This window comes from Actinomyces sp. ph3 (assembly GCF_000308055.1).
In the GTDB taxonomy this organism is placed as follows: Bacteria; Actinomycetota; Actinomycetes; order Actinomycetales; family Actinomycetaceae; genus Pauljensenia.
The window spans coordinates 746,573-771,476 of sequence record NZ_CAGY01000001.1 but is presented as its reverse complement, the minus strand read 5'-3'; the positions used below and the strand labels follow the sequence as shown (position 1 = coordinate 771,476).

Here is a 24,904-nt window from a genome sequence, read left to right as displayed (position 1 = left end):
CACACTCCAACCGGGGCACTTCAGTCTATTTCGCTACCGAATTGACTCCATGATTCGAACTCCGTCAAGTATGGGCATGTAGGGAAGCGGGTCGATTCCGGTCTCAAGCACATAGTCCGTCAGCTGCTCGCGGACAACGTTTTGAAGCGTTTGTGGATCCCAAGGTTTGGCAATGTAGTAATCCAAACCCGCCTGGTTCAGCGCCTTGATGGTGTCGCTTTGATCGGCCTGTCCTGTGACCAACACCGTGCGAGTCGAACTAAACCTTGGATCTGCAGTCAGCTCAACAAGGAAATCGACACCCGACTTTCCCGGTAGACGATGATCGGAGAGGACCAGCGCAAGCTCATCCCCATCCGACTCAATTTCCTCGACAACGCTCCACGCATCGGAGGCGTCTTCTGCCAATTCCAAACGGACGCGACCGTCAAATTCCTCAAGGTCACGTTCTAGCGCCTGACGAACCTCGGCCTCGTCTTCGAGGGACAAAATGGTCAGCGTCATGATTCCTCCTCGTGAACATGGTGTGCTGGAATAAGGATCCGCATCGTAGTGGATCCCGGGTGAGAGTCAATGAGTAGTCGCCCATCCAAATCAGCGATGATCGAGTGGACGATGGACATGCCCATTCCCAAGCCGAAGCGCACGCGGCCAGCCTTCGTTGTGAAATGTGGTTCCATAATACGGTCCAAAACCTCGGGTGCGATACCGGGGCCGTTATCGCAGATCTGGACCTCGACTTGATCTCCATCCATTGCTACGCGGATGGTAATTCGCGCTTCGTCGTGACCGCGCGCGGGAAGGTAAATTCCCGAGGCCGGGTTGGCTTCTGCGCGCGCCTTGAGGTCTGCGGTCTCGTCCTCGATTGCTTCAGCCGCGTTCACAATGAGATTGGTCCAGACCTGCTGCAATTTGCTGGGGTGGGCTAGGACTGGCTCCACGTCCTCGTATTCGCAGACGACATCGATCCCGTGAACCCGGTGCGAGGTTAATCGCAGCACGTCATCGATTCCGCGCCGAACATCGACCTCTTTACGTTCGTCAGCATCAGGGCGTGCGTAGCCCTTTAGTGACTGAGTGAGTGTGATGATGCGCTCACCCGAGGCTAAAACCGATCGTAGGGAACTTCCCAGTCGAGCTCCTGCCTGGAAGGCAAGCAGCTGCTTGGGATCATCTGCGAGCTTCTGTGCCTGCTCGCGGTCACTCAAACCCGCGCGGACCAGTTGCCGGATAACGCTGCGATCGTGAAGGATCGGCAAGAATTCCTTTTGCAGTTCCCTTTCGCGAGCAGTTGAAAGCGGCGGCAAGTCCATCGCAGAGTTGAGCGCCTTGAGACATGCCTCCGGTTCGGGTGAACTGACAACGTCCTCGGTATCTTCGCGAAGATGCCCGGCCGCCCTCAAAAGCGCGGTGACGGGATTATTGAGCTCGTGGGCGATCCCAGCGCTGAGTTCGCCGAGCATGGCAAAACGCGCACCTTCGACAAGCTTTGCGCGCGTTGCACGCAGGTCTTCCAAGGTAGCCGCCAGTTCTTCTTTCTGGCGCTCCAAGTCTTCGGCCAGCATCGCATTTTCGACGTGAAGGTCCTCGGCGCGCATGAGGCGTCGCGTCAGTGAACGAATTGCCAACGCGGTTAAAACCGTTGAAATTGATGGATCTTCTGTCAGAGCGATCTGAAGCTGTTCGGTGGTTAGACGCACCACTGTTGCTTCGCTTGTCGTCAGCGCGGTGAAAAAGGCACTCTCGCCTCGCGCAAGCGAAATAAGACCAATGAGCGGACCCGAGGTTGCAAGGTGGGCAAGGACCTCGCCATGGCGTGAGTCGCGGTGGAGGGAAACCGTCCCCTCAAGGACCAGGTGAACTGCTTCGACTCTGTGGCCCTGCGTCAGCAGGTGAGTTCCCCGCGGAAGAATGATCCGAGGCCGAGGACCCAGAACCCTCTCGACACCTTCAAGTAATTCGTAGACAACCTGAGCCTCATTGAGATCGAGGCCTTCGAGGATTGGTCCTTGAACCGCAAAAGAAGGTGCACCCTGGATGAGAGCGAGGATCTCACCTCCGCAGTACCCGCATTCCTCGAGGTAACGGCGCATGGTTGAATACGCCTGGCCGGACAGCAAAGGTACTGTCCACGGGGAGCGCACGACGGAGGCTAAATGTCCCGATTCCGTACATACCGCAAGGTCGGTATGAATTTCCTGGTCGGTCACCAGCATCCACTGAGTCGACGCCATGAGAGAGGACGCGCGCGCAGATTCGATCAGGGTATCGACATTGGGGACCTCGCTGGTTGCGACTCCCAGAACCACGTGGTCATCGTCCCCTAGGTCCTCGAGGAAGACGCCTAGATCGTTGAGATCCTGGATGCGATCAAAGCAGAGGTTTGGGAAAGACTGCGTGAGATCACGCGTGAGAGGAGCGGCAATTTGGCGGGAATTATCTCCAACCACTAGGACGTGAATGTGATAGCCCGCCCGGTGCCCACCACTGCGGACATCGGTTCGTTCAAGAACCTGAGCATCTCCTTGCGCAGGGCCTTGCGTCCACCCGTGGGCAAGCCCAGGTGCGCTCGCGGAAGAGGCCTCGGCTGGGGGAAAGGACACCTACATCACCCCGATCGCACCCCAGGTCAAAGGCGCGACGAAGGACAGAAGGACGATGCCGATGACTCCGACGATGACACCAACAATGGCCATTTCCTTTGTCGGGGTGGTTCCTGTCGAGTAGGCGATTGCATTCGGAGGGGTCGAAATCGGCAGGCACATGCCCAGCGAGCAGCCGAGGGCAATGACCATGGCGATCTCTGCGGCGCCCGTCGATACCGTGGCTGCAAGGCCCATACCCATGGGGACCAGAAGGTTCGCCGAGGCCGAGTGCGAGATGACGTTTGAGGTGACCCAGCCGACCAGCGCCAGAACCAGAATCAGCAGTGCACCGGGGATTGAGGCCCACTTGATTGAACCGAGCATCCATTTATCCAAGCCGGTCGCGCTAACGCCGGAACCAAGCGCGATGCCTCCGGCAACGAGCCACAGAACAGGCCAATCCAATGCGCGAAGGTCGTCACCGCTCATCACCTTTGTCATGAGCAGAATGACGACGGGAAGGAAACCAACGATATTGGAGGAGATATGGTGCAGGGATTCGGTCATCCACAGCAGGATCGTCAGGCCTGCGACCGCATAGAAGATGATGGCACTCTTTGACTTCTCGAATCGCGCAGAGGTGTCAATGTCGAACTTTGCATTGGACGGAATGTAGCGCCACGCGATAAATGCCCATGACAAAGCCAGAAGAACCAGCATGAGCGGGACAGCTGCCAGCATCCACTGGAAGAAGGTCACCTTGATGCCCGCGTTTTCAAGGGCACCAAGGGCGATGGCGTTCGGCGGAGTGCCAACAGGTGTTCCCATGCCGCCAACATTCGCAGCAACCGGGATCGATAAGGCGATGCCCGTTCGTGCTTTACCTTCGGGAAGAGCCATGATGACCGGCATCATGACAGCGAACATGGTCGCCGTCGTTGCGGTGTTTGACATGAACATGCTCATGATTGCGGTAATGAGCATGACGCCCATGACGGTCAGTCGTGGCTTGCCGATGAATGGTTTCAGCAGCACTGCGGAGAGTGCACGGTCGACCTTGTACTTCGCGGCTCCGTCGGCAACCATGAATCCGCCCAAGAAGAGAATGATGACTGGGTTGGCCAGAGCTCCGAAGAACTTTGTGTAGGCGGGGGCTTTCTCGGGGATGCTCAAAAGAGCGTGGTCGGAGATGAAGAGGACCTCGAGGAAAATCACCAGGACCGCGGTGCCCGCAAGGGGGACGGCCTCGGTGACCCACAGGAGAATTGCCGCTAAGAAGATCCCAAACATTCGGGTTCCCGAGGCATCGAGGCCCGGCAGCTGGATGAACAGGCAGGTGATGATCGATATCAGCGCGCCCACAGCTCCAAACACCTTGAAGGGACTTAGGCGTTGCTTGGTCGCAGTAAAGTCGGCCGGTCGGGTCGACATGTTCTGCGCGGAGCGCGGGTTAATAGAGACAGATGCAGTACTGCGGTTGCGGCGTACCATGGGCAGACCTCGTTGTCTTCACGGAATGAGTACGCATAATTATATGTCATACATCACGTGATGATGACCATTTTGGTGATCAATCAGCAAGCGCTGGGGCGCAGTAGGTGAGTCCAGCTTTGCCTGCGAAATCCCGCGTCGAGGGGTCGGGGAGAAGCGAAACAATTCCGACCACCGTGGCGCCTGCAGCTTCTACAGCTTCATGAAGCGCACCGGTGTCGACCAATGAAGAGTTCGCTAGAAGGACCGCCGGACGCCCGTGGATGGGAGCGCCGGTGAAAGATGCGTCCGAGGCCGTCGCCTGAGTCGGACGAAGAAGTGTGGCATCCAGATCCAGCCCTCGCCCTCCCGCTGCGTGAATCATCGCGGCAGCAAGTGCGCCGTCACCTTCGGGTGCGATCACCACTTCATAGTCACCGATTGCGAGGTCATTTTCCTCAAGAAGATCAATGAGAACGTGACCGCAAACAGCCGCACCTTGAGCGCTCAAGGAAATCTCATTGAGGTGCACAAGTGGTTCTTCGGTATCCAGTAGTGGTGCGGTGAGGCTGCGTAGGGCAAGGAGCTGAGGATCGTGAGTGACCATTGTTCCCATTCAGTTGGATGCGGGCTGGACGTAACGGATCAGGTCACCAATTCCGTTGTAGATACGGTAGGGACGGTAGGGGAAGTTCGCCACGTCCTCTGAGTGCGTCGAACCCGAGAGCACCAAGAAGGTCCTCATGCCTGCCTCGACACCTGCGCGGACATCCGTATCCATGCGGTCGCCAACCATCGCAGCTTGTTCGGAGTGGGCACCGATCTTGTTGAGGCCGGCGCGAATCATGACGGGGTTTGGCTTACCAACAAAGTAGGGAGCCTTGCCGGTCGCTGCTTGGATCATTGCTGCGATGGAACCTGCTGCGGGTAGGGTTCCTTCATCGGAAGGGCCCGAGACATCCGGGTTGGTTGCAATGAACTTCGCACCGCGTTCGATCAGGCGGATTGCCGTGGTGAGTGCGTAGAAGTCATAGAAACGAGTCTCTCCAAGAACGACGTATTCGGGGTCCTGGTCGGTCATCACGTAGCCCGCGGTGTGCAGGGCCGTCGTCAGCCCCGCCTCGCCAATGACATACGCCGTGGAGTTGGGGGACTGCTGGGAGAGGAAGGCGGCAGTCGCATTGGCAGAGGTCCAAATGTGTTCCTCGGGGACCTTCAGGCCCGAGTTCGCAAGCCGAGCAGAAAGGTCACGGTTGGTGAAGATCGAATTGTTCGTGAGAACCAGGAATGGGATCCCATTTTCTTCCAACGCCGAGATGAAGTCCTGAGCACCGGGAAGAGCGCGATTCTCTTTTACAAGAACGCCGTCCATATCTGACAGCCATGCGCTAATTGGGGGCATATCCGACAGTGCGGTGGAAAGTGAATTCGTCATGCATCTAATGTATCTGTTTGCGGGTTCATTCGGTAGGAAGAAGGCGATGATGGACACAAACTCTCAGCCAGAAGTGGGCGTTGGCCCCTGGCCTGGCGGCCCCGAGAACTGGCCGAGCGATGATGTCTACGATCCCCAGCTCCTTGCCGATGGCGATCGACGTAATGTTGAGGACCGCTACCGCTATTGGAAAATGGAGGCGATCATCGCTGATATTGCTGCCCACGCACTTCCCTTTGAGATTGCCATTGAAAATCTGGGACACGACTTCAATATCGGCTCAATCGTCCGTAGCGCGAATGCTCTGGGAGTTAGTCGCGTACATATCGTTGGAAGGCGACGGTGGAATCGGCGTGGCGCAATGGTCACCGACCGATACCTAGACGTCGTCCACCACAGTGATGTCACGGAATTCGCTGATTCGGTTCGTGAACGAGGATTGTCGCTGGTTGGAATTGACAATGTGCCGGGTTCAATTCCGCTGGAAGGTCACCAGCTTCCCGCTCAGGCATGCCTGGTATTCGGGGAAGAATCCAGTGGTTTGAGCGAAGAAATGCGCGCTCAGTGCGGCGAGATCCTCCACATCACACAGCGGGGTTCGACTCGCTCAATGAACGTGGGCCACGCCGCGGCAATCGCCATGTGGGCCTGGGTGATTCAGCACTCTTAAGCGCGAGCCAGGGCCTCGGCGGGAAAATCTTGTACGCGGTCGGTAAAGATCCCGCTGACACCCCATTTTGCGGCTGTGCGTGCATCCTCAAGGGAATTGACGGTCCAGGCATTCACTTCGAAGCCCGCGCTCAGCATCTCACTCACTTCGACCTCGGTCAGCCCTTCCCAGGCGGGATGGATGGCGCGGCACCCAAGATCGGCAGCCTGACGCCAGGAGCCAGCAGTGACCTCGTCGCGACGGCACAGCCACGCCAGTGGAAGCTCGGGCATCGCCTGACGGACGGCGCTGAGAAGCTCGTGGTCGAAGGAAGAAATCAGCAGCCCACTCTTATTTTTGAAGGACTGTAGTGCAACCTCAAGGTTTTCAACCAATGTATCGCGGCGTTTCCCTGCGGCGCGAGGCTTCAGTTCAATATTGAAGGATGTCTGCGTCGCATTCGCAAAAGACACCACATCGGCCAGCTCAGGAATGCGTTCAAAACGATAGGTCGGAGAAAACCATGCGCCCGCATCAAGTCGGCGCAGTTCCCCGTAGCCCCAGGAATCCCAAGAACCTGAAGAATTCGTTGTGCGGTCGACCGTGTCGTCGTGGATCACCAACAGCGTCCCATCAGCCATGACGCCGACATCGCATTCGCACCAGCGTGCACCAATTTCCGAGGCCTTCGCGAAGGCTGCGATCGTATTCTCCGGTGCAAGGGTCGATGCGCCGCGATGGGCAATAATCTTTGGGAATTCGCTCATTGTGTATCCTTCATTTCTTCACAACACGTGCCGGTAGCGATCTAAGTCGGGTCTAGAAGTAATCGTCGACGGGAATTAATCCAATCCCCGGGACAAATTGCATCTTTGGGCGACCGGGATTCTCTTCGGTTTCATCAGCTTTCCCGTGCATGCCGTCAATTCCCGCGCGCTCTTCTTGGCGGCTGAAACCCTCTTCTTCAGTGAGCGTTTCCATCTCCGAGGCCGCGCCTTCGTCAGGTTGGGCCATCAGTGCCGGATCCAGCAGCATCGCTTCGTCACGCTTGGTCGGAAGAATGCTCTTGACGTAGGACTCAATCGCCTCATCTTGGGGGATATCGCGCCCAGCTTCTTCGGCCAAATACCAGCGGTGCTCAAGGAATTCGTGGAAGATCTGTGCGGGTTCAAGCTTTGCAGCAAGCTCCGCGGGAACAGCGCTGATGACGGGTTCGAAAACTTCGTTCATCCACTCGTGCGCAACGATTTCCAGTGGGGTCTTGTTCTTCCCGGTCATTGCACGGTAGGTCTCGATGTCATTGAGCATTCGCTGCGCCTGATTCTCGCCGACATCCATACCGGTCAAGCGCATGAGCTTTCGGTGATGGTGGCCGGCGTCGACGACCTTCGGGGTGATGATTATGTGGGTACCATCAAGATCCGAAGACATCTGAAGTTCTCCGACCTCGAAGCCCAGGTCATTGAGACGGCGGATACGTTGAGCAACACGCCATTTTTGGTTGGTTTCGATGACTTCAGGGCCCGTGAGTTCATTCCAGAGCTCAAGGTAGCGTGAACGAATACGGTCGCCGACTTCGATGGGGTCTTCTTCGCTGGGGAAGAAAGAACCGGCCTGCAGATCCATGAGCTCACCGATGATGTTGGTGCGCGCTAGATCGACGTCGTACAGGCGCTGCCCTTCGGTTAGGGAAGGATGGATTTCACCGGTTTCTGCGTCGACAAGGTAGGCAGAAAACGATCCGGCATCGCGCCTGAACAAGGTGTTCGACAGCGAAACATCGCCCCAATAGAAGCCCAGAAGATGGAGGCGAACAAGAAGGACGGCCAAAGCATCAATTAAGCGTCCCGCGGTGTCTGGGGTCATGTGCTGTGAGAAGACCGCGCGGTAGGGAAGGGAGAACTGCAGGTGTTCGGTCACCAATACGGCTGCGAGTTCCTCACCAAAAGCATCTCGCCGGCCGCTGACAACAGCCGTGGGGATAACCGAGGGAGCTCCCATTCGTGAGAGGTCGCGAAGGAGCTCGTACTCTTTGTACGCGACGCTTTCCCCGATCTCTTTAACTGCGATCACCCTGTCGGAAAGATTGACGAAGCGAACGACGTGGCGTGAAATGCCGCGGGGAAGTGCGGCAAGGATTTCCTTGGGCCAGTCTTCAAGGGGAAGGTCCCAAGGCAAATCCAGCAGTGCCGGATCAACCGTTGCTGCCGTGATCTCAAGCGTTGAGGGAATGGGCATGGCTCTATTGTCTCATTCATTGCACGATAGGGCACGGGGCCCGCAACCGTGTGGTTGCGGGCCCCGTGTGAGCCTTTTGAATGATCAGAAACTCTTGATCACTCGGGCAGACGATCGCCGGTGGATGCAGAGAAGTTGTGCTGCTGTCCAGCCTTGATGCGAGTGTGGATCACGCCGCCGGGCTTGGGAGCGGTGCGCGGAGGAACGCGGACGATCAGCTGCTCGCCCTTTCCTTCGTTGCCCGAACCCAGGCCGTGGCCGGAGTCTGCGCCTGCGAGGTGGCCGTAGATGTAGGCGTCCGAGCCCAGTTCCTCAACGAATTCAACTTCGATCGGAATGGTGTTCTCGGTGTCCTCAGAAACAACCTCGAGGCCCTCGGGACGGAAGCCGATGGTAATCATGCCTTCGTCTTCGGGAACCATGGCATCCAGCGTTGCCTGGGAGAGCGGAACCTCTGCGGTGCCGAGCTTTGCGACATTGCCTTCAACCTTGAACTTGCCGAGGTTCATGGCGGGGGAGCCGATGAAGCCTGCAACGAATTCGTTGGCCGGGTGCTCGTACATTTCCTGAGGAGTTCCCACCTGCTGGAGCAGACCGTTGTTCAGAACCGCAATGCGGTCACCCATGGTCAGAGCTTCGGTCTGGTCGTGGGTCACGTACACGGTGGTGACGCCCAGCTCACGCTGCAGCGAAGCAATCTGGGTACGGGTCTGGACACGCAGCTTGGCGTCCAAGTTGGACAGAGGCTCATCCATGAGGAAGACCTGAGGCTTACGCACGATTGCGCGGCCCATTGCCACACGCTGACGCTGACCACCGGAAAGTGCCTTCGGCTTACGATCCAAGTAGGGCTCCAGGTCGAGGATGCGTGCTGCTTCCTCAACGCGCTGAGCAATCTCAGCCTTGGGAGTGCCTGCGATCTTCAGTGCGAAGCCCATGTTCTCGCGAACAGTCATGTGCGGGTACAGAGCGTAGTTCTGGAAGACCATTGCGATGTCGCGGTTCTTCGGCTGTACGTCGGTGACGTCCTTATCGCCAATGAAGATACGGCCGGAGTTCACGTCTTCAAGACCTGCGAGCATTCGCAGGGAGGTGGACTTGCCACAACCGGAAGGACCGACGAGAACCAGGAATTCGCCATCCTGGATCTCAAGATCGAGCTGATCGACTGCTGGCTTGTCAGACCCGGGATAGATGCGGGTCGCCTTATCGAAAGTTACAGTTGCCATATTGAACCTCCACCGGCGGTACGTGCCGGACGATCCTTTGTAGAGACCAGACGACAGCGTCTTCACTGCCGCCGCGCTTGCCCCACATCAGATGTGAAGTTCGCACTCGCTCACCATAGCACCGCTTGTCGAACAAATTCCAGCCCGATTTGTTGCCGACAGTGCACTTGAGGCCTGAAATTTGTCAACCATTCGCTAGGCTTGGGGTGATGCGTGAGCAAGAAATGATTGGTGGGTACCGCCTTCTCAAGCGCCTGGGCGCGGGAGGCGCTGCCACCGTGTGGCTTGCCTGTGACGAGGCCGGAGAACGCGTTGCGTTAAAAATTCTTCACCCCGCCTTGGCTGCCGATGAGGGCTATCGTGAGCGCCTCTTACGTGAAGCTCGGACGGTTAACTCGATCCGCGGTGGAGGGGTTGCGCACATCTTAGATATTGAGATCGATGCCACCCAGCCCTTCGTCGTTAGTGAATACATCCCCGGCCCGACTCTGTCCGAACTTCTTGCCAGAGGGGCACTGAACATCGGTGGTGTTGCCGCGATCGGCGGCGCTCTTGCTCAAACCCTTGAAGATGTTCATGCGCGCCGGATTATTCATCGCGACGTCAAAGCCTCCAATGTCATTTGTTCACCCCGCGGCCCCGTACTCATTGACTTCGGTATTGCGATGGGCCAAGACGAGGCCCGGCTGACCCAAACTGGCCTCGTTTCCGGCACCGCGGGCTATACCGCACCCGAATTGCTCAGGGGAGGGCGGGCCTCGGCGGCTACGGACTGGTGGGGATGGACGGCAACTTTGCTGACTGCGCTCACCGGGCGTCCACCCTACGGAGAAGGCGCGACAGAAGGGATTTTGGACCGCGTCCTTAAAGGCGAACCTGATACGCGAGGACTTGATCCGCGAGTTGCCTCGCTCATGCGCATGGCTCTGCATCCCGACGCTCATGTGCGCCCAAGCCCGGATCAGGTAGTTCGAGAGCTGGCGCAGTGGGGCAGGTTCCGCCTCAGCGATATGGCGGTTTATGGCGGCTCTATGGCGTGGGAAGGTCTTAATTGGGCCCGTCTTCTTGCACCTGCAACCTCCTCGCAGGCTCCCACTGTAGTTGCTGGCCTGAGTGAACAAAACGAAGGTGAAGAGCGCTTTGCCTCTGAGAGTGAGCGTACTTCGGTCCTTGAGTCCGCAGACGCGGATGCAACTCGCGTAATGGAGAGCGGTTTTGCTGAAGATCCCTCCTATGTTGATCTCGAGGCCACGCAGGTTTATCCCCAGACCACTGCCGACTCTCGGGGCTGGGAAGGCAGAAATGCGGGAGGGGAAACTGCTTTTTTGCCGCCCGTTGCGCCAACGGCCTCGTCAATGGGAACTAGCTATCTTCCCGCAGAGGATGGATACCGTCAGGCGGCAATCCCCCCGAATGTCGAGTTCGTGACTGAACAACGTCATTACGAGTGGCAGCACCTGAAAACAGCGAATTTCATCGGACTTATTGCGCTGGCTGCGCTTGCTCTTGCACCTATATATATGGGGATCGGCGGGCTCATCTTTGTCGGTGTGATTACGGGTATTTTCGCGGTGCTGGGCGGTGCATACAGATGGCGTGAAAACCGCCGGATCCGCAATCAAGAGGTTCGTTCCAGTGACAACTGGGCAACATTTGGAATGCTTCCCTTTACGGGACTTGGAGCGCTGCTGTCGACAGCCATCGGTCTTTTCCCGGGGACAGCATTGGCTTGGGGGCAGTGGGTTCTCTTCTCACGTGATTTCTACGCGGAGATCGGCTGGTCAATTTATTCGGGCTTTTTTGCAACCAGGTTGGGCAATCCCGGCATTTCGTGGTTCCCTCTGGTTGTGACGGGGCAGACGCCCATTCACTCTGATTCTTGGCTAGCGATGAATCCATCTTGGGTTTTGCTGACGTGGGTGCTGACAACGATTTCCCTGTGGGGAATGTGGGTGATGCCAACGGGGCGTCCGCTTCGTACTGGCCTGAGTGTGGCGGTAAAGGTCTGTGCGCCGCGAGTATGGATGCAGGTCATTCTTGGGCTGATTGGTGTGCTTGCTATCGGTGTTATTCTCGCGGGGAATTTCTGACTGAGAGGTCGTGGATCGGCCGCGGTAGATGATCGTGTCAGCGACCTTGTGGAATTAAACGCGTAGCATCAGCGTTGGCATTGTGCGTCGGTGGGTAATGCTCGCTAGGCTTGGATGCACATCAACAGAAAGGCCCAGATAATGGCAAAGCCGTCTCGCTCGCAGGAAGTGCGTGAGAAAGCTCAGCAGCTGCGTGAGCAACAGGCACGTGCGGATCGTCGAACCCGAAACATCATCATCGGACTGGTCGTACTGATTCTTGTTGTGATCATTGGCGCGATCGCTGCGGTGATCATTCAGTCGAACCATAAGAAGGCTCAGGATAGCCAAGCTGCGACCGCTGCCATCGGTTCCTACGGGGACGGCGGACCGATTGTGGTTTCTCACTTGGGTATTGGAAAGGTTGACGAATCCCTTCCGACGTTGACGGAATACTTTGATTACTCCTGCCACGTCTGCGCAGCCTATGACGTTGCCTTCGGTGAGCAAGTCACTCGAGATGCTCTCGATGGCAAATTCAATATCAAGTATCAGCCGGTGAATACGGTGAAGGCGCCCTATCAGTACGCCGCAACCACCGCTTCTTTGATCGCCGCGCAAAAGGTCGATGCTCAGACCTGGGGCAAGTTCCACAATGCGCTTCTTGCTTACTTCAACGAGGCCTACAACTCGGGTAACGGTTCCGTTGTTCAGGACTTGTCGAAGTCAGCCAAGCAGGTCAAGACCATTGCATCGCAGGTTGGAATTCCCGAGGATGTTGTGAATTCCTTCCCCGAGAATGGCGTTGATGAATACCTGACCAAGACCACTCAGGCGTGGGGAAATGCCACCTACGAGGGTCGCAGTCCCAATTCCTTGGGTACTCCCGAGTTTGTCATCAATGACAAGACCGCTCTGGACTTCTCGAAGCTTGGTGTGACCAAGGTTGATGGTATCTACCCGGCAATTCAGCAGCAGCTTGCTGCCGCGGGAACGGCGTCCGCTTCGAAGTAAGGGCGATGTGATCCCTTAGGGTGATCGCGCTTCGGACCTTAAAGTGTTAGGGGCGCGTGCGTGACATGGTCACGCACGCGCCCCTTCTTTGTAGCTGTGGGGAAGGGCTGTGGGAGCGTAGCGTTTTTGTATTGATGCGCAGCTTGTTTCGAGTGCCTAAAGGTGGCGTGTGAGCCACATTGCGGTTTTTAATTCGTCTTTGTGGCCCCACTCATGGCACACTATGTGGGTTGCCACCTTAGCTCAGTTGGTAGAGCACCCGCCTTGTAAGCGGACGGTCGTCGGTTCGAGTCCGACAGGTGGCTCCATTTTTTTATTCGGGAGACCGACCCCTATTTTTCCCGTGTTTTCAAGCTTTCAAAGTGTTTTTGAATCTCATAAATTTAGGTTGTCGAAGCAGCAATTGCTCCGTTGGCGCGGTAAATTTGCAATTGTCGATCCAGATTACGCAAAGGCGCGCCTAGTTGACAGGAGAGAGATGGACGGACTCATCTCATTTGCTCTAGGACTCTTAACGTTTGTTGCCGCATTCTGCTTGGCTGGTCTAGCGCGAGCGATGCGAAATGACAAGTTGCCTCCGAATATGTGGGCGGGAATCAGGACGAAGGCGGCATTAGAGTCGGAGTCGTCCTGGTATCAGGTTCAACGAGCAGGTTCAGTCCCACTCATTTGCTTAGCCGTTGCTTATGCAGATTCAGGTTTACTCTTTATCCTTCAAGGAATCTACCATGAGACCATTTCTCCACTTATTCCGGTAGGTGTGTTTAGCGCGCAAAGTCTCGTCGGAATTATATGGATATATGTGGCGATCCGTGACTCCGATCCATCGCAAAAGTCGGAGTAGAACCAGTGAGGTCTCCGAAAGAATTAAAAAAGTGAATTCGGTAATCCTTGTGCGTCCAATAATTCCGAGTCAGAAGCGGGACGTTGCTGTGGAGCGTGCTCGAGCGAGCCTATGTGCGTGCGGCAGCCTCTCGAAGGCCATGGAATCTGCTGTATGCGGTGGAACCTTGTTTTCAAATACCCCCTGGGGTATTCTTGGAGGAGGCGAAGAAGACATTCCACCGAGCCAGAAAGTGAGCCGCACATGCGAGTACTCGTCGTCGGGGGAGTCGCCGGTGGCATGAGCGCGGCGGCACGCCTACGCAGGCGCGACGAGGGCGCCGAGATCATCGTGTTGGAGCGCAGCAAATACGTGTCATTCGCGAACTGCGGGCTCCCGTACTACGTCGGCGGCGAGATCGAAGACCCCGCCAAGCTCCTCCTCCACACCCCGCAAACCCTCAAGGCTGCGCTCAACCTCGATGTGCGCATCAACTCCGAGGTCACGGCGATCGACCCGGGTACCCGCAGCGTCCAGGTTACCGACACTGAGACCGGCGAGGCTTACACGCTCACCTATGATCACCTGATCCTTTCCCCCGGAGGGCTGGCCGCCCGTCCGCCCATTGATGGCCTTGACTCCCCGCGCGTGCACACCCTGCGCACGGTCGACGACGCCCTCGCCCTGCGCGAGGCCTCGGGCACGCGCGCCGTTGTCCTGGGTGCCGGGTTCATCGGCATCGAGGCCACCGAAGCCCTCGCGCAGCGAGGCTTCGAGACCCACCTCGTCGAGTTCGCCGAGCACATCCTGCCGCCCCTCGAAGTCGAGATGGCCACGCTGGTCACACAGGAGCTGCGCGCTCTTGGCGTGTGTGTCCATGCAGGCGTTGCTGCCCAGTCCGTCACCCACGGCGACGACCACGACTGCGTGACCCTTTCCGATGGGAGCGTCCTGACCGCCGACGTTATCGTCCTGTCGACCGGCGTGCGCCCCGACACTGCCTTTGCCGAGGCTGCGGGTATCGAGACCAAGCGCGGCTACATTCTGGTCGACGAGCACGGGCGTACCAGCGTGGACGACATCTACGCGGTCGGCGACGGCACGATGGGTCGCGACTACGACCGCCCCGTCGCCCTGGCCGGACCCGCAAACCGCGGGGGACGCCTCGTCGCTGACGCTATTGCCGACGCCGAACATGGCGAGGCTACCGCGCGCCCCATCCCGAAGCCTCAGGGCACCGCGATCGTTCGGATTGGGAGCCTCACCGCCGCCATGACCGGCGCTAACCGCCAGGCCCTCGATGCCTCGGGCGCGGAGTATTTCACGGTGCACACGCACGCTAACCAGCACGCGGGCTATTTCCCCGGCGCCAAGCCCGTGCACATCCTCATGCATGTCGGCACCGGCGGACAGATTCTCGGCGCGCAAGCCGTGGGCACCGACGGTGTGGACCGTCGCATCGACGTCATTGCGACCGCCATGCGGGCCGGCCTGAAGGCGACGGATCTCATCGACCTGGACCTCGCCTACGCCCCGCCCTACGGCCAGGCCAAGGACCCCGTCAACCAGACCGGAATGGTCGCGCACAACGTTCTGACCGGCGAGCTCGTCCTCACCGGCCCGGACGCCCTGACCGAGGACATGCCGGTCCTTGATGTACGCACGGCGGGGGAGTATGCGGCTGGGCACATGCCCAACTCACTCAACATTCCGCACACCCAGCTGCGCGACCGCCTCGATGAAGTCCGCACCTGGGTCGAGGAGAGCATCGGCGACCAGCCCTTCGTCGTAATGTGCGCCGCGGGCGTGCGCTCCTGGATTGGCTACCGCATCGTGCGCCACGCGGGCTTTAACGTCACCATGCTGTCGGGCGGCATCCAGACGCTGCGAGCGTGGCTCGGCGATCGGGCCGAGGCCGTCCTCGTTACGGGGGAAGGACGTTCATGACGACGCGCAAGCAGGTCATCAATCGCTTGAAGCGTGCTCGCGGGCAGCTCGACAGCCTCATTGACCACATCGAGAGTGGAGATGCGAACTGTCGGGACGTGCTGACCCAGTTTGCGGCTGTTAACTCCGCGATGAAACGCGCTAGCTACCTCGCGGTTGCGACGATCATGTCGCAGTGTGCGCTCGAGGATTCCAGCCTCGACAACGATGATGCGCCGACAGCCGAAGCGGAAGAATCTCTAGTCAAAACTGGGAGCATCTCGATCGAAGAACTCGAGCAATTGTTCCTCCGGCTAGGCTGATGCGACAAAGCAATCAGCCTGCCTAGAAAAACCTCATAACACCATGCAGCGGATCCTCTGACGGATTCGAGGTCCTATCAACGAAGGAGACAATCATGTGTCGACCCACCACCTGTGAGGTATGCGGAAAGATCACCTGGAAGGGCTGCGGCAAGCACATTGACTCGGTGAGGGAACAAGTGCCCCCGGATCAGTGGTGCGATAAGGACCATACCGAAGAGGAGTATGCCGCCGCGAAGAAGAAACGCGGTTTCTTCGGTAGCCTCTGCAGCTAGCCCTCGGCCCTTCTCGTATCGACGCGGACCGTGCATGTCAGGATCTTCGACACATTGATTGATTGATCAACTTACCTTCTCTTTCATCGGTAGAATCAACCCAATTCTTCCCTTCTATTTGGACGTATTCCCAGCGTCCGTGCCCCCGAAGGATGGGTTTGATCATGCATCATCAACACGCTCGAGTGCGTTCTGCCTCGATTCGAAAGCTGTCTCTTTCCGCTTTGCTCACCAGCGCGCTTGTATGCGGAACAGGTTTAGCTCCCGCTCTAGCGGAGCCAGCCTCTCCCACTCCCTCTCCCGAGGCCTCGGCGACCACCGGAACAGAAGCGCCCCAGGCAGCTAACGGAGTGGAAACCCCCCAGCCGACCAGCGAGGCCTCTCCTCTACCCTCCGCCCGCAGCGGTCAGGATCGGGCGGCTCGCGGAGCGACTGCCTCGTCGGATATGACCCTGACCAATGAACGCAATACGACGGATGTCGTCATTGAGCTCCCCGAGGGCGAAGCTGGCAAAGAACTCCGCGAAAGTGCGGATACTGTGCACCTGCGCGCAACAATGAGCTACCGCGGGAAAGTGACGCGCGAAATTGATCAGCGGATCTCATTGAAGGACTTTACTGACGACTACTACATTCTCGACTTCAAGAACTTCGGGAAGTTCACTGTTGAACTTTCGACCGAGAAAAATGGGGCGGTAGTCCGTAAATTCCCAAAGCGCACAGTCGGTGTGACCGCGGATAGCTACGTGCTTGCTCCAGTCAGTGCGACACTTCCCGTCGCGATGTTTTCACTGAACCTTTGGGGTAAGGATTCAGTTCGGGGAATCGGCCCTGTCATCGCCATGTTCGAGCGGCCCAATGCCTATGACTGGAATGCGCTGCCTGGCCCAAGAGCTCCAGAGAACGGAGTTTATGCGCTTCCTTACCTGACTGAGCGTGAGAACGCCTTCCAGCCTGGCGGTTTCGACGAGGCCGCGCAGCAGTTCCGTGATCGTATCGACGTGTTTGCTGATTACGTGCGTGATCTGCGTGAGTTGGATCCTTCTTCTGCTTTCCACCTTTACTCAGTCGACCTGTTCCCCAATATGGTCCAGAAGGTCATCTATGCGAACCGGATCCCTCAAGACCAGTACACGATCAACCTCATGACCGATGGAGCGTATTCCTACGTTAAGTTTGCCGATCTCTATCAAGGATCAAACCCGCGAGGAACGCACGAGCGGTTGCTTCGCGAGTGGAAAGAAATGAAGGAACACGCCTACGCCAATGGGCGTGCTGATGCGAAGGCATCCGACCAGGGGAGCACCGCTGACTATCTGTGGGCACTGGTTGATTCTGAGCCGAATGCACACTGGTGGCTGGCTCGCCCGAAGCTCTTGAGTACTTCTGGAGATGGGAACGCTTTTGCAACCCAGGTTCAAAAGTCGCCAAAGGTTCGAGGCGTTAATATCTCACAGCTGCTGAGTGCGAATATCAAGCCCTCGAAGGAAGCGACCGAGCAGTTTAAGGCCCTCTATAACTTCAACGATGGCTACTTCAGTGCCGCGGAACGTGAGGGGAAGGATGTCCTTCTGCTTCTTGGAACGATTCATCCCAATGAACAGGGTTTCGAAGACTATGCCCGCTTTACGAAGAGCTACTACGGGGATCGCTACGCCTACTACTACAAGGGGCACCCAGCGACGCCCACGGAAATGTCAGTTCCCAAGCAAGAACAACTCAAGCGCCTGGGAATGGATGATGTTGATGCCTCCATTGCGGCGGAATTGATTCTGTTCTTTAACCCGGGAATTGATATTGCCGGTTATCAGTCCTCAACTTTTGAGTCGACCCAGCCTGGGCGCTCGAAGGGCGTGTTTAACTACACCAAGGGTGAAGCTATGGCGAAGGCCGATTCACCATACCGTGATCTCGACTTCTGGATTGTCCCGATCGATCGGGCGTGGGACCGGCTGAAGCGCTTGTGTCCAGGTGGACACAGCTGCTATCAGGTGGAGTTCTCTGACGCGATCGCCGCGAGCGAAGGTTATACGCACGCGCTGTGGGATGCCACTGATTCTGTCATCGTCTACTACAAGAAGCAGGGGGATCGTTTCGAGAAGGTCCGCAGTCAAGATGCGATCGGTGAAAAGTCCTCGGTAGAGCCGGGGGAGTACTTCATTAAGTCAGCGCTGGCGGATCACTTGGTTCTGGATGTCCCCGGTGCTAGCCGCGATGATGGTGCGAATGTCCAGCTGTGGGACGCTAATCGAAGCGATGCCCAGAAGTGGCGCGTTTCTTATGATTCGCAGGGACTTGCGACCATCACCAATGTTGCCTCGGGCAAGGTGCTTGATGCCCAATGGGCTTCCTCGCGTCCTGGGACAAATGTTGATCAGTGGAGTTCGAATGGCACGCGTGCGCAGAAGTGGCGCATTACTTCGGGCGATCAGGGACGAATGAAGATCGTCTCAGCTTTGGATCCGGCAATCGTTTTGGATGTTGCGGCGGCCAATGCTTCAGCGGGCGCGAATGTCGGCTTGTGGAATGCAAATGGTTCTGATGCCCAGGAATTTTCATTCATTCCGACGCAGCCCAAGGTTTCCTCCGCGGGGCAGGCAGATATCACCTCGGGCTACTACGAGCTGGCAAGCGTCGTTGATCCCACGAAGGGGATTGATCTGAAAGACTTCGCGATGAACAACGGGGCCCGACTTCAGTTGTGGGGTTCAAGCAAGACCGATAATCAGATCTGGAAAATTAGCCGTGAATCTGACGGCTTCTACCGATTGGTGAATACCTGGTCGAATAAGTCCTTGGATTCCACTGATGGCACTCCGATTCCTGGTACTGAGCTCCAACTGTGGGATACGGACACGTCGAATATGAACCAGAAGTGGGCAATCTTCTCGGTGACGGGAGGGGCGTATATGCTCCGCAACGTTGGGACCGGTCTGGTTGTCAATCTCCGCTGGGGACAAGCGCGTAATGGTATGGGTATTGACGGTTATCTGGCCAATGGAACAACCTCTCAGCAGTGGCGTCTGAACCCGGTCCAAGGACCCCAAGAGATCCTGGACCAGTGGGCGAAGGAGAACCGCAACTTAGTTCCTGATGGTGAGTATCAGATCCGTCCAGTTGTTGCCCCGAATAATCGTGTCGAGGTCCAATGGGCATCTCGGAACGCGGGAGCTCGCGTGTGGTCTTACCACTCCAACGGAAGTGCAGCACAGAAGTGGCGTGTCAGTCACGATGACAAGGGCTACGTGACGTTGACCAACGCGGCTTCCGGGAAAGTCTTGGATGTCTTTGCGGCGTGGAAGAATTGGCCGGCTCGGGTAAACCAACAGCCCCCGAACTCCTCCGCGGCTCAAAAGTGGGTTATCCAAGAGCGAGGCGGCCATAAAGTTCTTGTTTCGGCCCTCTCACCCATGTTGGTCCTTGATCTTGAAGGTGGGCGTAGTCAGAACGAAACAATGGTTCACCTCTATCAGGACAATGGAAGTTTGGCCCAGCGCTTTGATTTCTTGAAGTAGCCAGCCGCTCAGCCAAAATATTGGGGTGCGTTCGCGTCACTATGCGCGAGCGCACCCCTGTTTGTTGTACGTGTCCCGGACGGCGAAATCTACGGCAATCTCCAGTCCACCGGCGCTGCTCCCTGCTTCTCGAGCAGAGTATTCGCTCGAGAAAAAGGCCGTGAGCCAAAGAATCCGCGCCTAGCTGACAGGGGAGAGGGATGCGCAGACTCGATGACTGGCGTGGATCCCAATTGCTCGCGCAGAGATTGTGCATCGCGCCCCCACAAAATTGCGACCAGAGGCAGTGGGTTCCCGGATGTATCCCTGCGGTTGACCAAAGCATCAATTGCGCAGGAGGTGACTTCCTCCCAGCCCATTTTTCGATGGGAACCGGCCTGTCCGGGGCGAACCGTCAACACGCGGTTGAGAAGGCACACTCCCTGCCTAGACCAGGGAGTGAGGTCACCGCTCGTGGGCATGGGAATGCCAACGTCGGTGGTGAGCTCCTTGAAGATATTGCGTAGCGAGGCCGGAAAAGGAATCCCCGGTGCGACCGAGAAACTCAAGCCAATTGCGTGTCCGGGAGTGGGGTAGGGGTCCTGCCCGACAATGAGCACCTTCACCTGGTCAAGAGGATAGGTAAAGGCTCTCAAGACATCGCTACCGGCGGGAAGATAGCCGTGCCCGGCCTCGATCTCCCGACGCAACTGAGCTCCCAATTCATGGATTTTTCCCTCAACCGGTGCCAGTGCCCGCGCCCAAGAGGGATCGATAACCGTATCCAAAGATTCCACGCACCTACTGTAACCGCAGGCGTGCTCAGGCAGGGCCTCGACAATAGGAGGCCTTCAGGGAAATCTAAGGCACGCGGGCAGGGACTATGCGGGAGCGGGGGTATTTCGCTACTCTGAAGCCGTGACTTCACAGTATCCAAAGGACGAATTTGACCGCGCCGGCGAAGACATGCCCCAGGGTATGCACCTTCAGCAGCCCTCGCGATGGAAGAGCGTATGGCCTTTCCTTGCGGTGCTGGTGATTGTTCCCGCTGCCGCGTGGGGGATCAGCCACATCCTGACCTCGGGCGGCGCTCAGCAGAAGGCGACCACAAGCGTCTCGACGACCGCTGCAACGAGCCAGGCCCCCGCCGCCTCTGCGACTACCGAGGCCACCCAGACTCCTTCCGCGGCCCCGACGACCAGCGAGACTCCCTCTTCTTCGCCGTCGATTCCCGTGCGTCACTCCGCGAAGATTTCCGTGCTGAACGGAACCGGAACACAGGGACTGGCAGCGCAGAAGGTTTCCGCGCTTTCCTCCGCAGGCTTTGACGGCGCCACTGCAGCGAACGCACGCGGTTGGGATACCGAAGTAACGACCGTTTACTACGAGGATCCAAACCTCAAGGCCACTGCTGAAGAGGTTGCGAAGGTCCTTGGAATTAGCCGCGTGCAACAGACGCAGACCGGCGATCCGGATGTCGTTGTCGTTCTGAAGTGAGGTTTATTAGCCGCTGAGCAAGGCTCGTGTTGCGCTGAAGGTGAGAGTTCGCGTTACACTTTCAGAGCCCCAATAGCTCAGTCGGTCAGAGCAGCGGACTCATAATCCGTGGGTCGTCGGTTCAAGCCCGACTTGGGGCACGGACCACGTTCTGCGAAGAGCTTCAATGGCTGAAGTTGGACTGAGCGCCAGCTGAACGTGAGGTTGGACATATTGTCCCTAGGGCGTTGCGCCCCTATATCCCTGTGCCTATTATGAGTATTTGCGCTTTATTGTGCCCGAGGTGACCCGTACCCATTCGCTGTAATAGGCGCTGGGCGGATGTGGACGGTGTCAGTTAATGGGCTAAAAGGCGTGTGCGCGCAATGAAAACGCAGGGAAGGACCCCCGTTGGCTGCAAGTACCAACACTGCCAACCAGCCCAAGAACCGCATTTCTTTCGCTAAGCTCCGCGAGCCCCTGCAGGCACCGAACCTGCTCGGCCTGCAGACCGAAAGCTTTGACTGGTTACTGGGAAACGATGCATGGAAAGCACGCGTGGATGCCGCAAAGGCTGCTGGACGCGTGGATGTTCCGGATGTTTCCGGCCTTGAAGAAATTTTCCAGGAGATCTCGCCGATTGAAGACGTGGCACGCACCATGTCTCTGTCGTTCCGTGATCACCGCTTGGAGCGACCGAAGTACTCGGTCGAAGAAGCAAAAGCTAAGGATTACACCTACTCGGCACCCATGTATGTGACCGCCGAGTTCATGAACTACAACACGGGTGAAATTAAGTCCCAGACCGTGTTCATGGGCGATTTCCCGCTCATGACCCCCCGTGGCACCTTCATTATCAATGGCACCGAGCGTGTCGTTGTCTCTCAGCTGGTCCGTTCGCCCGGTGTCTACTTCGAACGTACCTCGGATCGCGGTTCCGACAAGGAAATCTTCAACGCGAAGATCATCCCCAGCCGCGGTGCATGGCTGGAGTTCGAGATCGATAAGCGCGACGCTGTCGGCGTGCGTATCGACCGTAAGCGTAAGCAGTCGGTAACCCACTTCCTGAAGGCAATTGGCCTGACGGAAGGTGAGATTCGCGAGCAGTTCGCCGCGTACCCGATTCTTCTTGAGACTCTTGAGAAGGACACCGCGCGTACCCGCGAAGAGGCACTGACCGATATCTACCGCAAGTTGCGCCCGGGTGAGCCCGCAAACGTCGAGGCCGCTGAAGCGCTCCTGCACAACTTCTACTTCGATCCCAAGCGCTACGACCTGGCAAAGGTTGGCCGCTACAAGATCAACAAGAAGCTTGCGGTTGATTCCCCCGAAGGCACCTCTGAACTGGTGCTCTCGATCAACGACATCGTTGCAACGGTGAAGTACCTGCTTGCTCTGCACGCAGGTGAGAAGACCTTCGCAGGCGTCCGCCACGGCGAGCCCGTTGAGGTCCGCGTTGAGTCCGACGACATCGACCACTTTGGTAACCGTCGTATTCGCGCCGTGGGTGAGCTGATCCAGGCTCAGGTTCGCACCGGTCTTGCACGTATGGAGCGCACCGTCCGCGAACGTATGACCACTCAGGAAACGGACTCTATTACTCCGCAATCCCTGATCAATATTCGTCCCGTCGTTGCGGCAATCAAGGAGTTCTTCGGAACCTCTCAGCTGTCGCAGTTCATGGACCAGAACAACCCGCTGGCCGGTCTGACGCACAAGCGCCGTCTGTCGGCACTGGGCCCCGGTGGTCTGTCTCGCGATCGCGCCTCCATGGAGGTTCGTGACGTTCACCCCTCGCACTACGGACGTATGTGCCCGATTGAAACCCCTGAAGGCCCGAACATTGGTCTGATCGGTTCGCTGGCAACCTTTGCTCGTATCAACCCCTTCGGTTTCATCGAGACCCCCTACCGTATTGTTCGCAACGGACAGGTGACCGATGAGGTCAACTATCTAACCGCTGATGATGAAAAGGGACACTTCATCGCTCAGGCTTCTTCGCCTGTCGACGACGAAGGCCACTTCATTGATGAGCAGGTTCTGTGCCGTGTTGCAGGCGAGGATCCGACGCTGATCGCCCGTGATCGCGTGGATTACATGGACGTTTCCGCACGCCAGATGGTGTCTGTGGCAACCGCGTTCATTCCCTTCCTCGAGCACGACGATGCAAACCGAGCCCTCATGGGTGCGAACATGCAGCGTCAGGCTGTTCCCTTGCTCACCACGGAAGCGCCGCTGGTGGGTACCGGTATGGAACAGCGTGCCGCACATGACTCCGGTGAAATGGTTATCGCTCAGCACTCCGGTGTTGTCACCGAAGTTTCCGCCGACCTGGTCGTCGTGACCACGGACGAAGGTGGACGCGATACCTACCGCCTCGAAAAGTTCGAGCGCTCGAACCCCGGCAACTGCACTAACCAGCGCGTCATCGTTGATGAAGGCCAGCGCGTGGAGGTCGGCGATGTCCTCGCTGACGGCCCCGCTACCGACAACGGTGAAGTTGCACTGGGTAAGAACCTGCTGGTTGCTTACATGTCGTGGGAAGGCCTCAACTACGAGGATGCCATCATCCTGAGCCGTCGCGTTGTTGAAGACGATGTTCTGACCTCGATTCACATCGAAGAATATGAAGTCGACGCCCGCGAAACCAAGCTCGGTGAAGAAGAGATCACCCGCGATATTCCGAACGTTTCGGAAGAGTCGCTGGCTGATCTTGACGAACGCGGCATCATTCGTATTGGCGCCGAGGTCACCGCTGGCGACATCCTCGTCGGTAAGGTCACCCCGAAGGGTGAAACCGAGCTGACCTCCGAAGAGCGCCTGCTGCGTGCAATCTTCGGTGAGAAGGCCCGCGAGGTTCGCGATACCTCGCTGCGTGTTCCCCACGGTGAAGAAGGCATCGTCATTGGCGTTCGTGAATTCAACGACGACGAAGATGATCTCAACCCCGGCGTGCGCCAGACCGTTCGCGTCTATGTCGCACAGCGCCGCAAGATCACCATTGGTGACAAGATGGCAGGCCGTCACGGTAACAAGGGTGTCGTTTCCAAGATCCTCCCGGTCGAAGACATGCCCTTCCTCGAGGACGGAACCCCGGTTGATATCATCCTCAACCCGCTGGGTGTCCCCGGCCGTATGAACGTCGGTCAGGTCCTTGAGTTCCACCTCGGTTGGCTTGCCCACCAGGGTTGGGACGTCTCGGCAGCTGTCAAGGCTGGCGAAGAGTGGACCAAGCACCTGCCCAAGGACGGCATTACCGTTGCCCCCGAGACCCCCGTCGCGACCCCGGTCTTCGATGGCCTCGAGGCCGAAGAGCTCGCAGGTCTGCTGCGCAACGTCAACCCCAACCGCGATGGTGACGTTCTCACCAACGCCGAGGGCAAGGCACGTCTCTTCGACGGTCGTTCCGGTGAACCCTTCCCGTACCCGATCGCAGTGGGCTACGCCTACATGCTCAAGCTGCACCACCTGGTTGACGACAAGATTCACGCTCGCTCGACCGGTCCGTACTCGATGATTACGCAGCAGCCCCTGGGTGGTAAGGCCCAATTCGGTGGCCAGCGCTTCGGTGAAATGGAAGTGTGGGCCCTGGAGGCGTACGGCGCTGCCTACGCACTGCAGGAACTGCTCACCATCAAGTCCGATGACACCACCGGACGTGTCAAGGTTTACGAGGCAATTGTTAAGGGCGAGGACATCCCCGAACCCGGCATCCCCGAATCCTTCCGTGTTCTGATCCAGGAAATGCGTTCGCTGTGCCTGAACGTCGAAGCTCTCGACGCAGCCGGCAACGTGATTGACCTGCGTGAAGAAGATGACGACTTCAATGCGCGTGAGGAACTGGGCATCACTCTTGATGCGCGTCCGAACGCCGCGGCGACCATCGATGCGATCTGAT

The 24,904-nt window shown here is 57.7% G+C and carries 19 protein-coding genes and 2 tRNA genes; 12 read left to right on the top strand and 9 right to left on the bottom strand.

What is annotated here, in order from left to right; translation table 11 throughout:
* Positions 1-33 precede the first annotated feature (33 nt).
* From HGAS_RS03570 to HGAS_RS03550, 5 genes are all read right to left on the bottom strand, one after another.
* Positions 34-504 (bottom strand): response regulator, encoded by a 471-nt coding sequence (locus HGAS_RS03570; protein WP_019126509.1) that lies wholly within the window; start codon positions 502-504, stop codon positions 34-36.
* Positions 501-2,603, bottom strand: coding sequence for a sensor histidine kinase (locus HGAS_RS03565; protein WP_019126508.1), 2,103 nt, complete (start codon positions 2,601-2,603; stop codon positions 501-503). Before HGAS_RS03565 ends, HGAS_RS03570 begins: the two co-directional genes overlap by 4 nt.
* Entirely contained in the window at positions 2,604-4,016 is a 1,413-nt protein-coding gene (locus HGAS_RS03560; protein WP_026066609.1) for an SLC13 family permease, read from the bottom strand.
* Between the two features lie 139 nt (positions 4,017-4,155).
* Positions 4,156-4,662: a hypothetical protein gene (locus HGAS_RS03555; RefSeq protein ID WP_019126506.1), complete on the bottom strand. Its 507-nt coding sequence runs from the start codon at positions 4,660-4,662 to the stop codon at positions 4,156-4,158.
* A 9-nt stretch (positions 4,663-4,671) separates the two neighbouring features.
* On the bottom strand, positions 4,672-5,490 hold the full coding sequence (locus HGAS_RS03550) for an HAD-IIA family hydrolase (RefSeq protein WP_019126505.1): 819 nt from the start codon (positions 5,488-5,490) through the stop codon (positions 4,672-4,674).
* A gap of 46 nt (positions 5,491-5,536) precedes the next feature.
* Between HGAS_RS03550 and HGAS_RS03545 the strand changes: the two genes are divergently transcribed.
* Complete coding sequence (locus HGAS_RS03545; protein WP_019126504.1) at positions 5,537-6,160, top strand: TrmH family RNA methyltransferase; 624 nt, start codon at positions 5,537-5,539, stop codon at positions 6,158-6,160.
* Here the strand turns inward: HGAS_RS03545 and HGAS_RS03540 are convergent.
* The 3 genes from HGAS_RS03540 to HGAS_RS03530 all read right to left on the bottom strand — a co-directional run bounded on the left by HGAS_RS03540 (position 6,157) and on the right by HGAS_RS03530 (position 9,606).
* On the bottom strand, positions 6,157-6,906 hold the full coding sequence (locus HGAS_RS03540) for a glycerophosphodiester phosphodiesterase family protein (protein ID WP_019126503.1): 750 nt from the start codon (positions 6,904-6,906) through the stop codon (positions 6,157-6,159). The genes HGAS_RS03545 and HGAS_RS03540 overlap by 4 nt on opposite strands.
* 52 nt (positions 6,907-6,958) lie before the next feature.
* Complete coding sequence (locus tag HGAS_RS08460; RefSeq protein ID WP_019126502.1) at positions 6,959-8,377, bottom strand: DUF4032 domain-containing protein; 1,419 nt, start codon at positions 8,375-8,377, stop codon at positions 6,959-6,961.
* A gap of 98 nt (positions 8,378-8,475) precedes the next feature.
* Entirely contained in the window at positions 8,476-9,606 is a 1,131-nt protein-coding gene (locus tag HGAS_RS03530; RefSeq protein ID WP_019126501.1) for an ABC transporter ATP-binding protein, read from the bottom strand.
* 209 nt (positions 9,607-9,815) lie between these two features.
* Here HGAS_RS03530 and HGAS_RS03525 point away from each other — a divergent pair, with 209 nt between their 5' ends.
* From HGAS_RS03525 to HGAS_RS03490, 8 genes are all read left to right on the top strand, one after another.
* Positions 9,816-11,696, top strand: a complete 1,881-nt coding sequence (locus tag HGAS_RS03525; RefSeq protein WP_019126500.1) for a serine/threonine-protein kinase — start codon at positions 9,816-9,818, stop codon at positions 11,694-11,696.
* Between the two features lie 141 nt (positions 11,697-11,837).
* Entirely contained in the window at positions 11,838-12,689 is an 852-nt protein-coding gene (locus HGAS_RS03520; RefSeq protein ID WP_019126499.1) for a DsbA family protein, read from the top strand.
* A gap of 232 nt (positions 12,690-12,921) precedes the next feature.
* Positions 12,922-12,997, top strand: a tRNA-Thr gene (locus HGAS_RS03515).
* Positions 12,998-13,167: 170 nt separating this feature from the next.
* On the top strand, positions 13,168-13,533 hold the full coding sequence (locus HGAS_RS08940) for an SdpI family protein (RefSeq protein WP_019126498.1): 366 nt from the start codon (positions 13,168-13,170) through the stop codon (positions 13,531-13,533).
* Positions 13,534-13,776: 243 nt separating this feature from the next.
* A complete protein-coding gene (locus tag HGAS_RS03505; RefSeq protein WP_019126497.1) occupies positions 13,777-15,459 on the top strand; it encodes an FAD-dependent oxidoreductase in 1,683 nt (560 codons plus the stop codon).
* Positions 15,456-15,761, top strand: coding sequence for a metal-sensitive transcriptional regulator (locus HGAS_RS03500; RefSeq protein ID WP_019126496.1), 306 nt, complete (start codon positions 15,456-15,458; stop codon positions 15,759-15,761). Before HGAS_RS03505 ends, HGAS_RS03500 begins: the two co-directional genes overlap by 4 nt.
* Before the next feature lie 95 nt (positions 15,762-15,856).
* Positions 15,857-16,036, top strand: coding sequence for a hypothetical protein (locus HGAS_RS03495; RefSeq protein WP_019126495.1), 180 nt, complete (start codon positions 15,857-15,859; stop codon positions 16,034-16,036).
* A gap of 164 nt (positions 16,037-16,200) precedes the next feature.
* A complete protein-coding gene (locus tag HGAS_RS03490; protein ID WP_233993688.1) occupies positions 16,201-19,551 on the top strand; it encodes an RICIN domain-containing protein in 3,351 nt (1,116 codons plus the stop codon).
* A gap of 89 nt (positions 19,552-19,640) precedes the next feature.
* Here the strand turns inward: HGAS_RS03490 and HGAS_RS03485 are convergent, their stop codons facing one another.
* Positions 19,641-20,327 (bottom strand): uracil-DNA glycosylase, encoded by a 687-nt coding sequence (locus HGAS_RS03485; protein WP_019126493.1) that lies wholly within the window; start codon positions 20,325-20,327, stop codon positions 19,641-19,643.
* Between the two features lie 121 nt (positions 20,328-20,448).
* Between HGAS_RS03485 and HGAS_RS03480 the strand changes: the two genes are divergently transcribed.
* From HGAS_RS03480 to rpoB, 3 genes are all read left to right on the top strand, one after another.
* Entirely contained in the window at positions 20,449-21,027 is a 579-nt protein-coding gene (locus HGAS_RS03480) for a LytR C-terminal domain-containing protein (protein WP_019126492.1), read from the top strand.
* Between the two features lie 66 nt (positions 21,028-21,093).
* Positions 21,094-21,167, top strand: a tRNA-Ile gene (locus tag HGAS_RS03475).
* A gap of 250 nt (positions 21,168-21,417) precedes the next feature.
* The gene (gene rpoB, locus HGAS_RS03470) at positions 21,418-24,903 is read left to right on the top strand and encodes a DNA-directed RNA polymerase subunit beta (RefSeq protein ID WP_009408765.1); all 3,486 of its coding nucleotides are present in this window, start codon (positions 21,418-21,420) and stop codon (positions 24,901-24,903) included.
* The last annotated feature ends 1 nt before the right edge of the window (position 24,904 follow it).

Bases quoted from the DNA above. Each gene is read 5' to 3' on its own strand.
- HGAS_RS03570 (WP_019126509.1), bottom strand. From the start codon at position 504: ATGACGCTGACCATTTTGTCCCTCGAAGACGAGGCCGAGGTTCGTCAG.
- HGAS_RS03560 (WP_026066609.1), bottom strand. From the start codon at position 4,016: ATGTCGACCCGACCGGCCGACTTTACTGCGACCAAGCAACGCCTAAGT.
- HGAS_RS03555 (WP_019126506.1), bottom strand. From the start codon at position 4,662: ATGGTCACTCACGATCCTCAGCTCCTTGCCCTACGCAGCCTCACCGCA.
- HGAS_RS03550 (WP_019126505.1), bottom strand. From the start codon at position 5,490: ATGACGAATTCACTTTCCACCGCACTGTCGGATATGCCCCCAATTAGC.
- HGAS_RS03545 (WP_019126504.1), top strand. From the start codon at position 5,537: ATGATGGACACAAACTCTCAGCCAGAAGTGGGCGTTGGCCCCTGGCCT.
- HGAS_RS03540 (WP_019126503.1), bottom strand. From the start codon at position 6,906: ATGAGCGAATTCCCAAAGATTATTGCCCATCGCGGCGCATCGACCCTT.
- HGAS_RS08460 (WP_019126502.1), bottom strand. From the start codon at position 8,377: ATGCCCATTCCCTCAACGCTTGAGATCACGGCAGCAACGGTTGATCCG.
- HGAS_RS03530 (WP_019126501.1), bottom strand. From the start codon at position 9,606: ATGGCAACTGTAACTTTCGATAAGGCGACCCGCATCTATCCCGGGTCT.
- HGAS_RS03525 (WP_019126500.1), top strand. From the start codon at position 9,816: ATGCGTGAGCAAGAAATGATTGGTGGGTACCGCCTTCTCAAGCGCCTG.
- HGAS_RS03520 (WP_019126499.1), top strand. From the start codon at position 11,838: ATGGCAAAGCCGTCTCGCTCGCAGGAAGTGCGTGAGAAAGCTCAGCAG.
- HGAS_RS08940 (WP_019126498.1), top strand. From the start codon at position 13,168: ATGGACGGACTCATCTCATTTGCTCTAGGACTCTTAACGTTTGTTGCC.
- HGAS_RS03505 (WP_019126497.1), top strand. From the start codon at position 13,777: ATGCGAGTACTCGTCGTCGGGGGAGTCGCCGGTGGCATGAGCGCGGCG.
- HGAS_RS03500 (WP_019126496.1), top strand. From the start codon at position 15,456: ATGACGACGCGCAAGCAGGTCATCAATCGCTTGAAGCGTGCTCGCGGG.
- HGAS_RS03495 (WP_019126495.1), top strand. From the start codon at position 15,857: ATGTGTCGACCCACCACCTGTGAGGTATGCGGAAAGATCACCTGGAAG.
- HGAS_RS03490 (WP_233993688.1), top strand. From the start codon at position 16,201: ATGCATCATCAACACGCTCGAGTGCGTTCTGCCTCGATTCGAAAGCTG.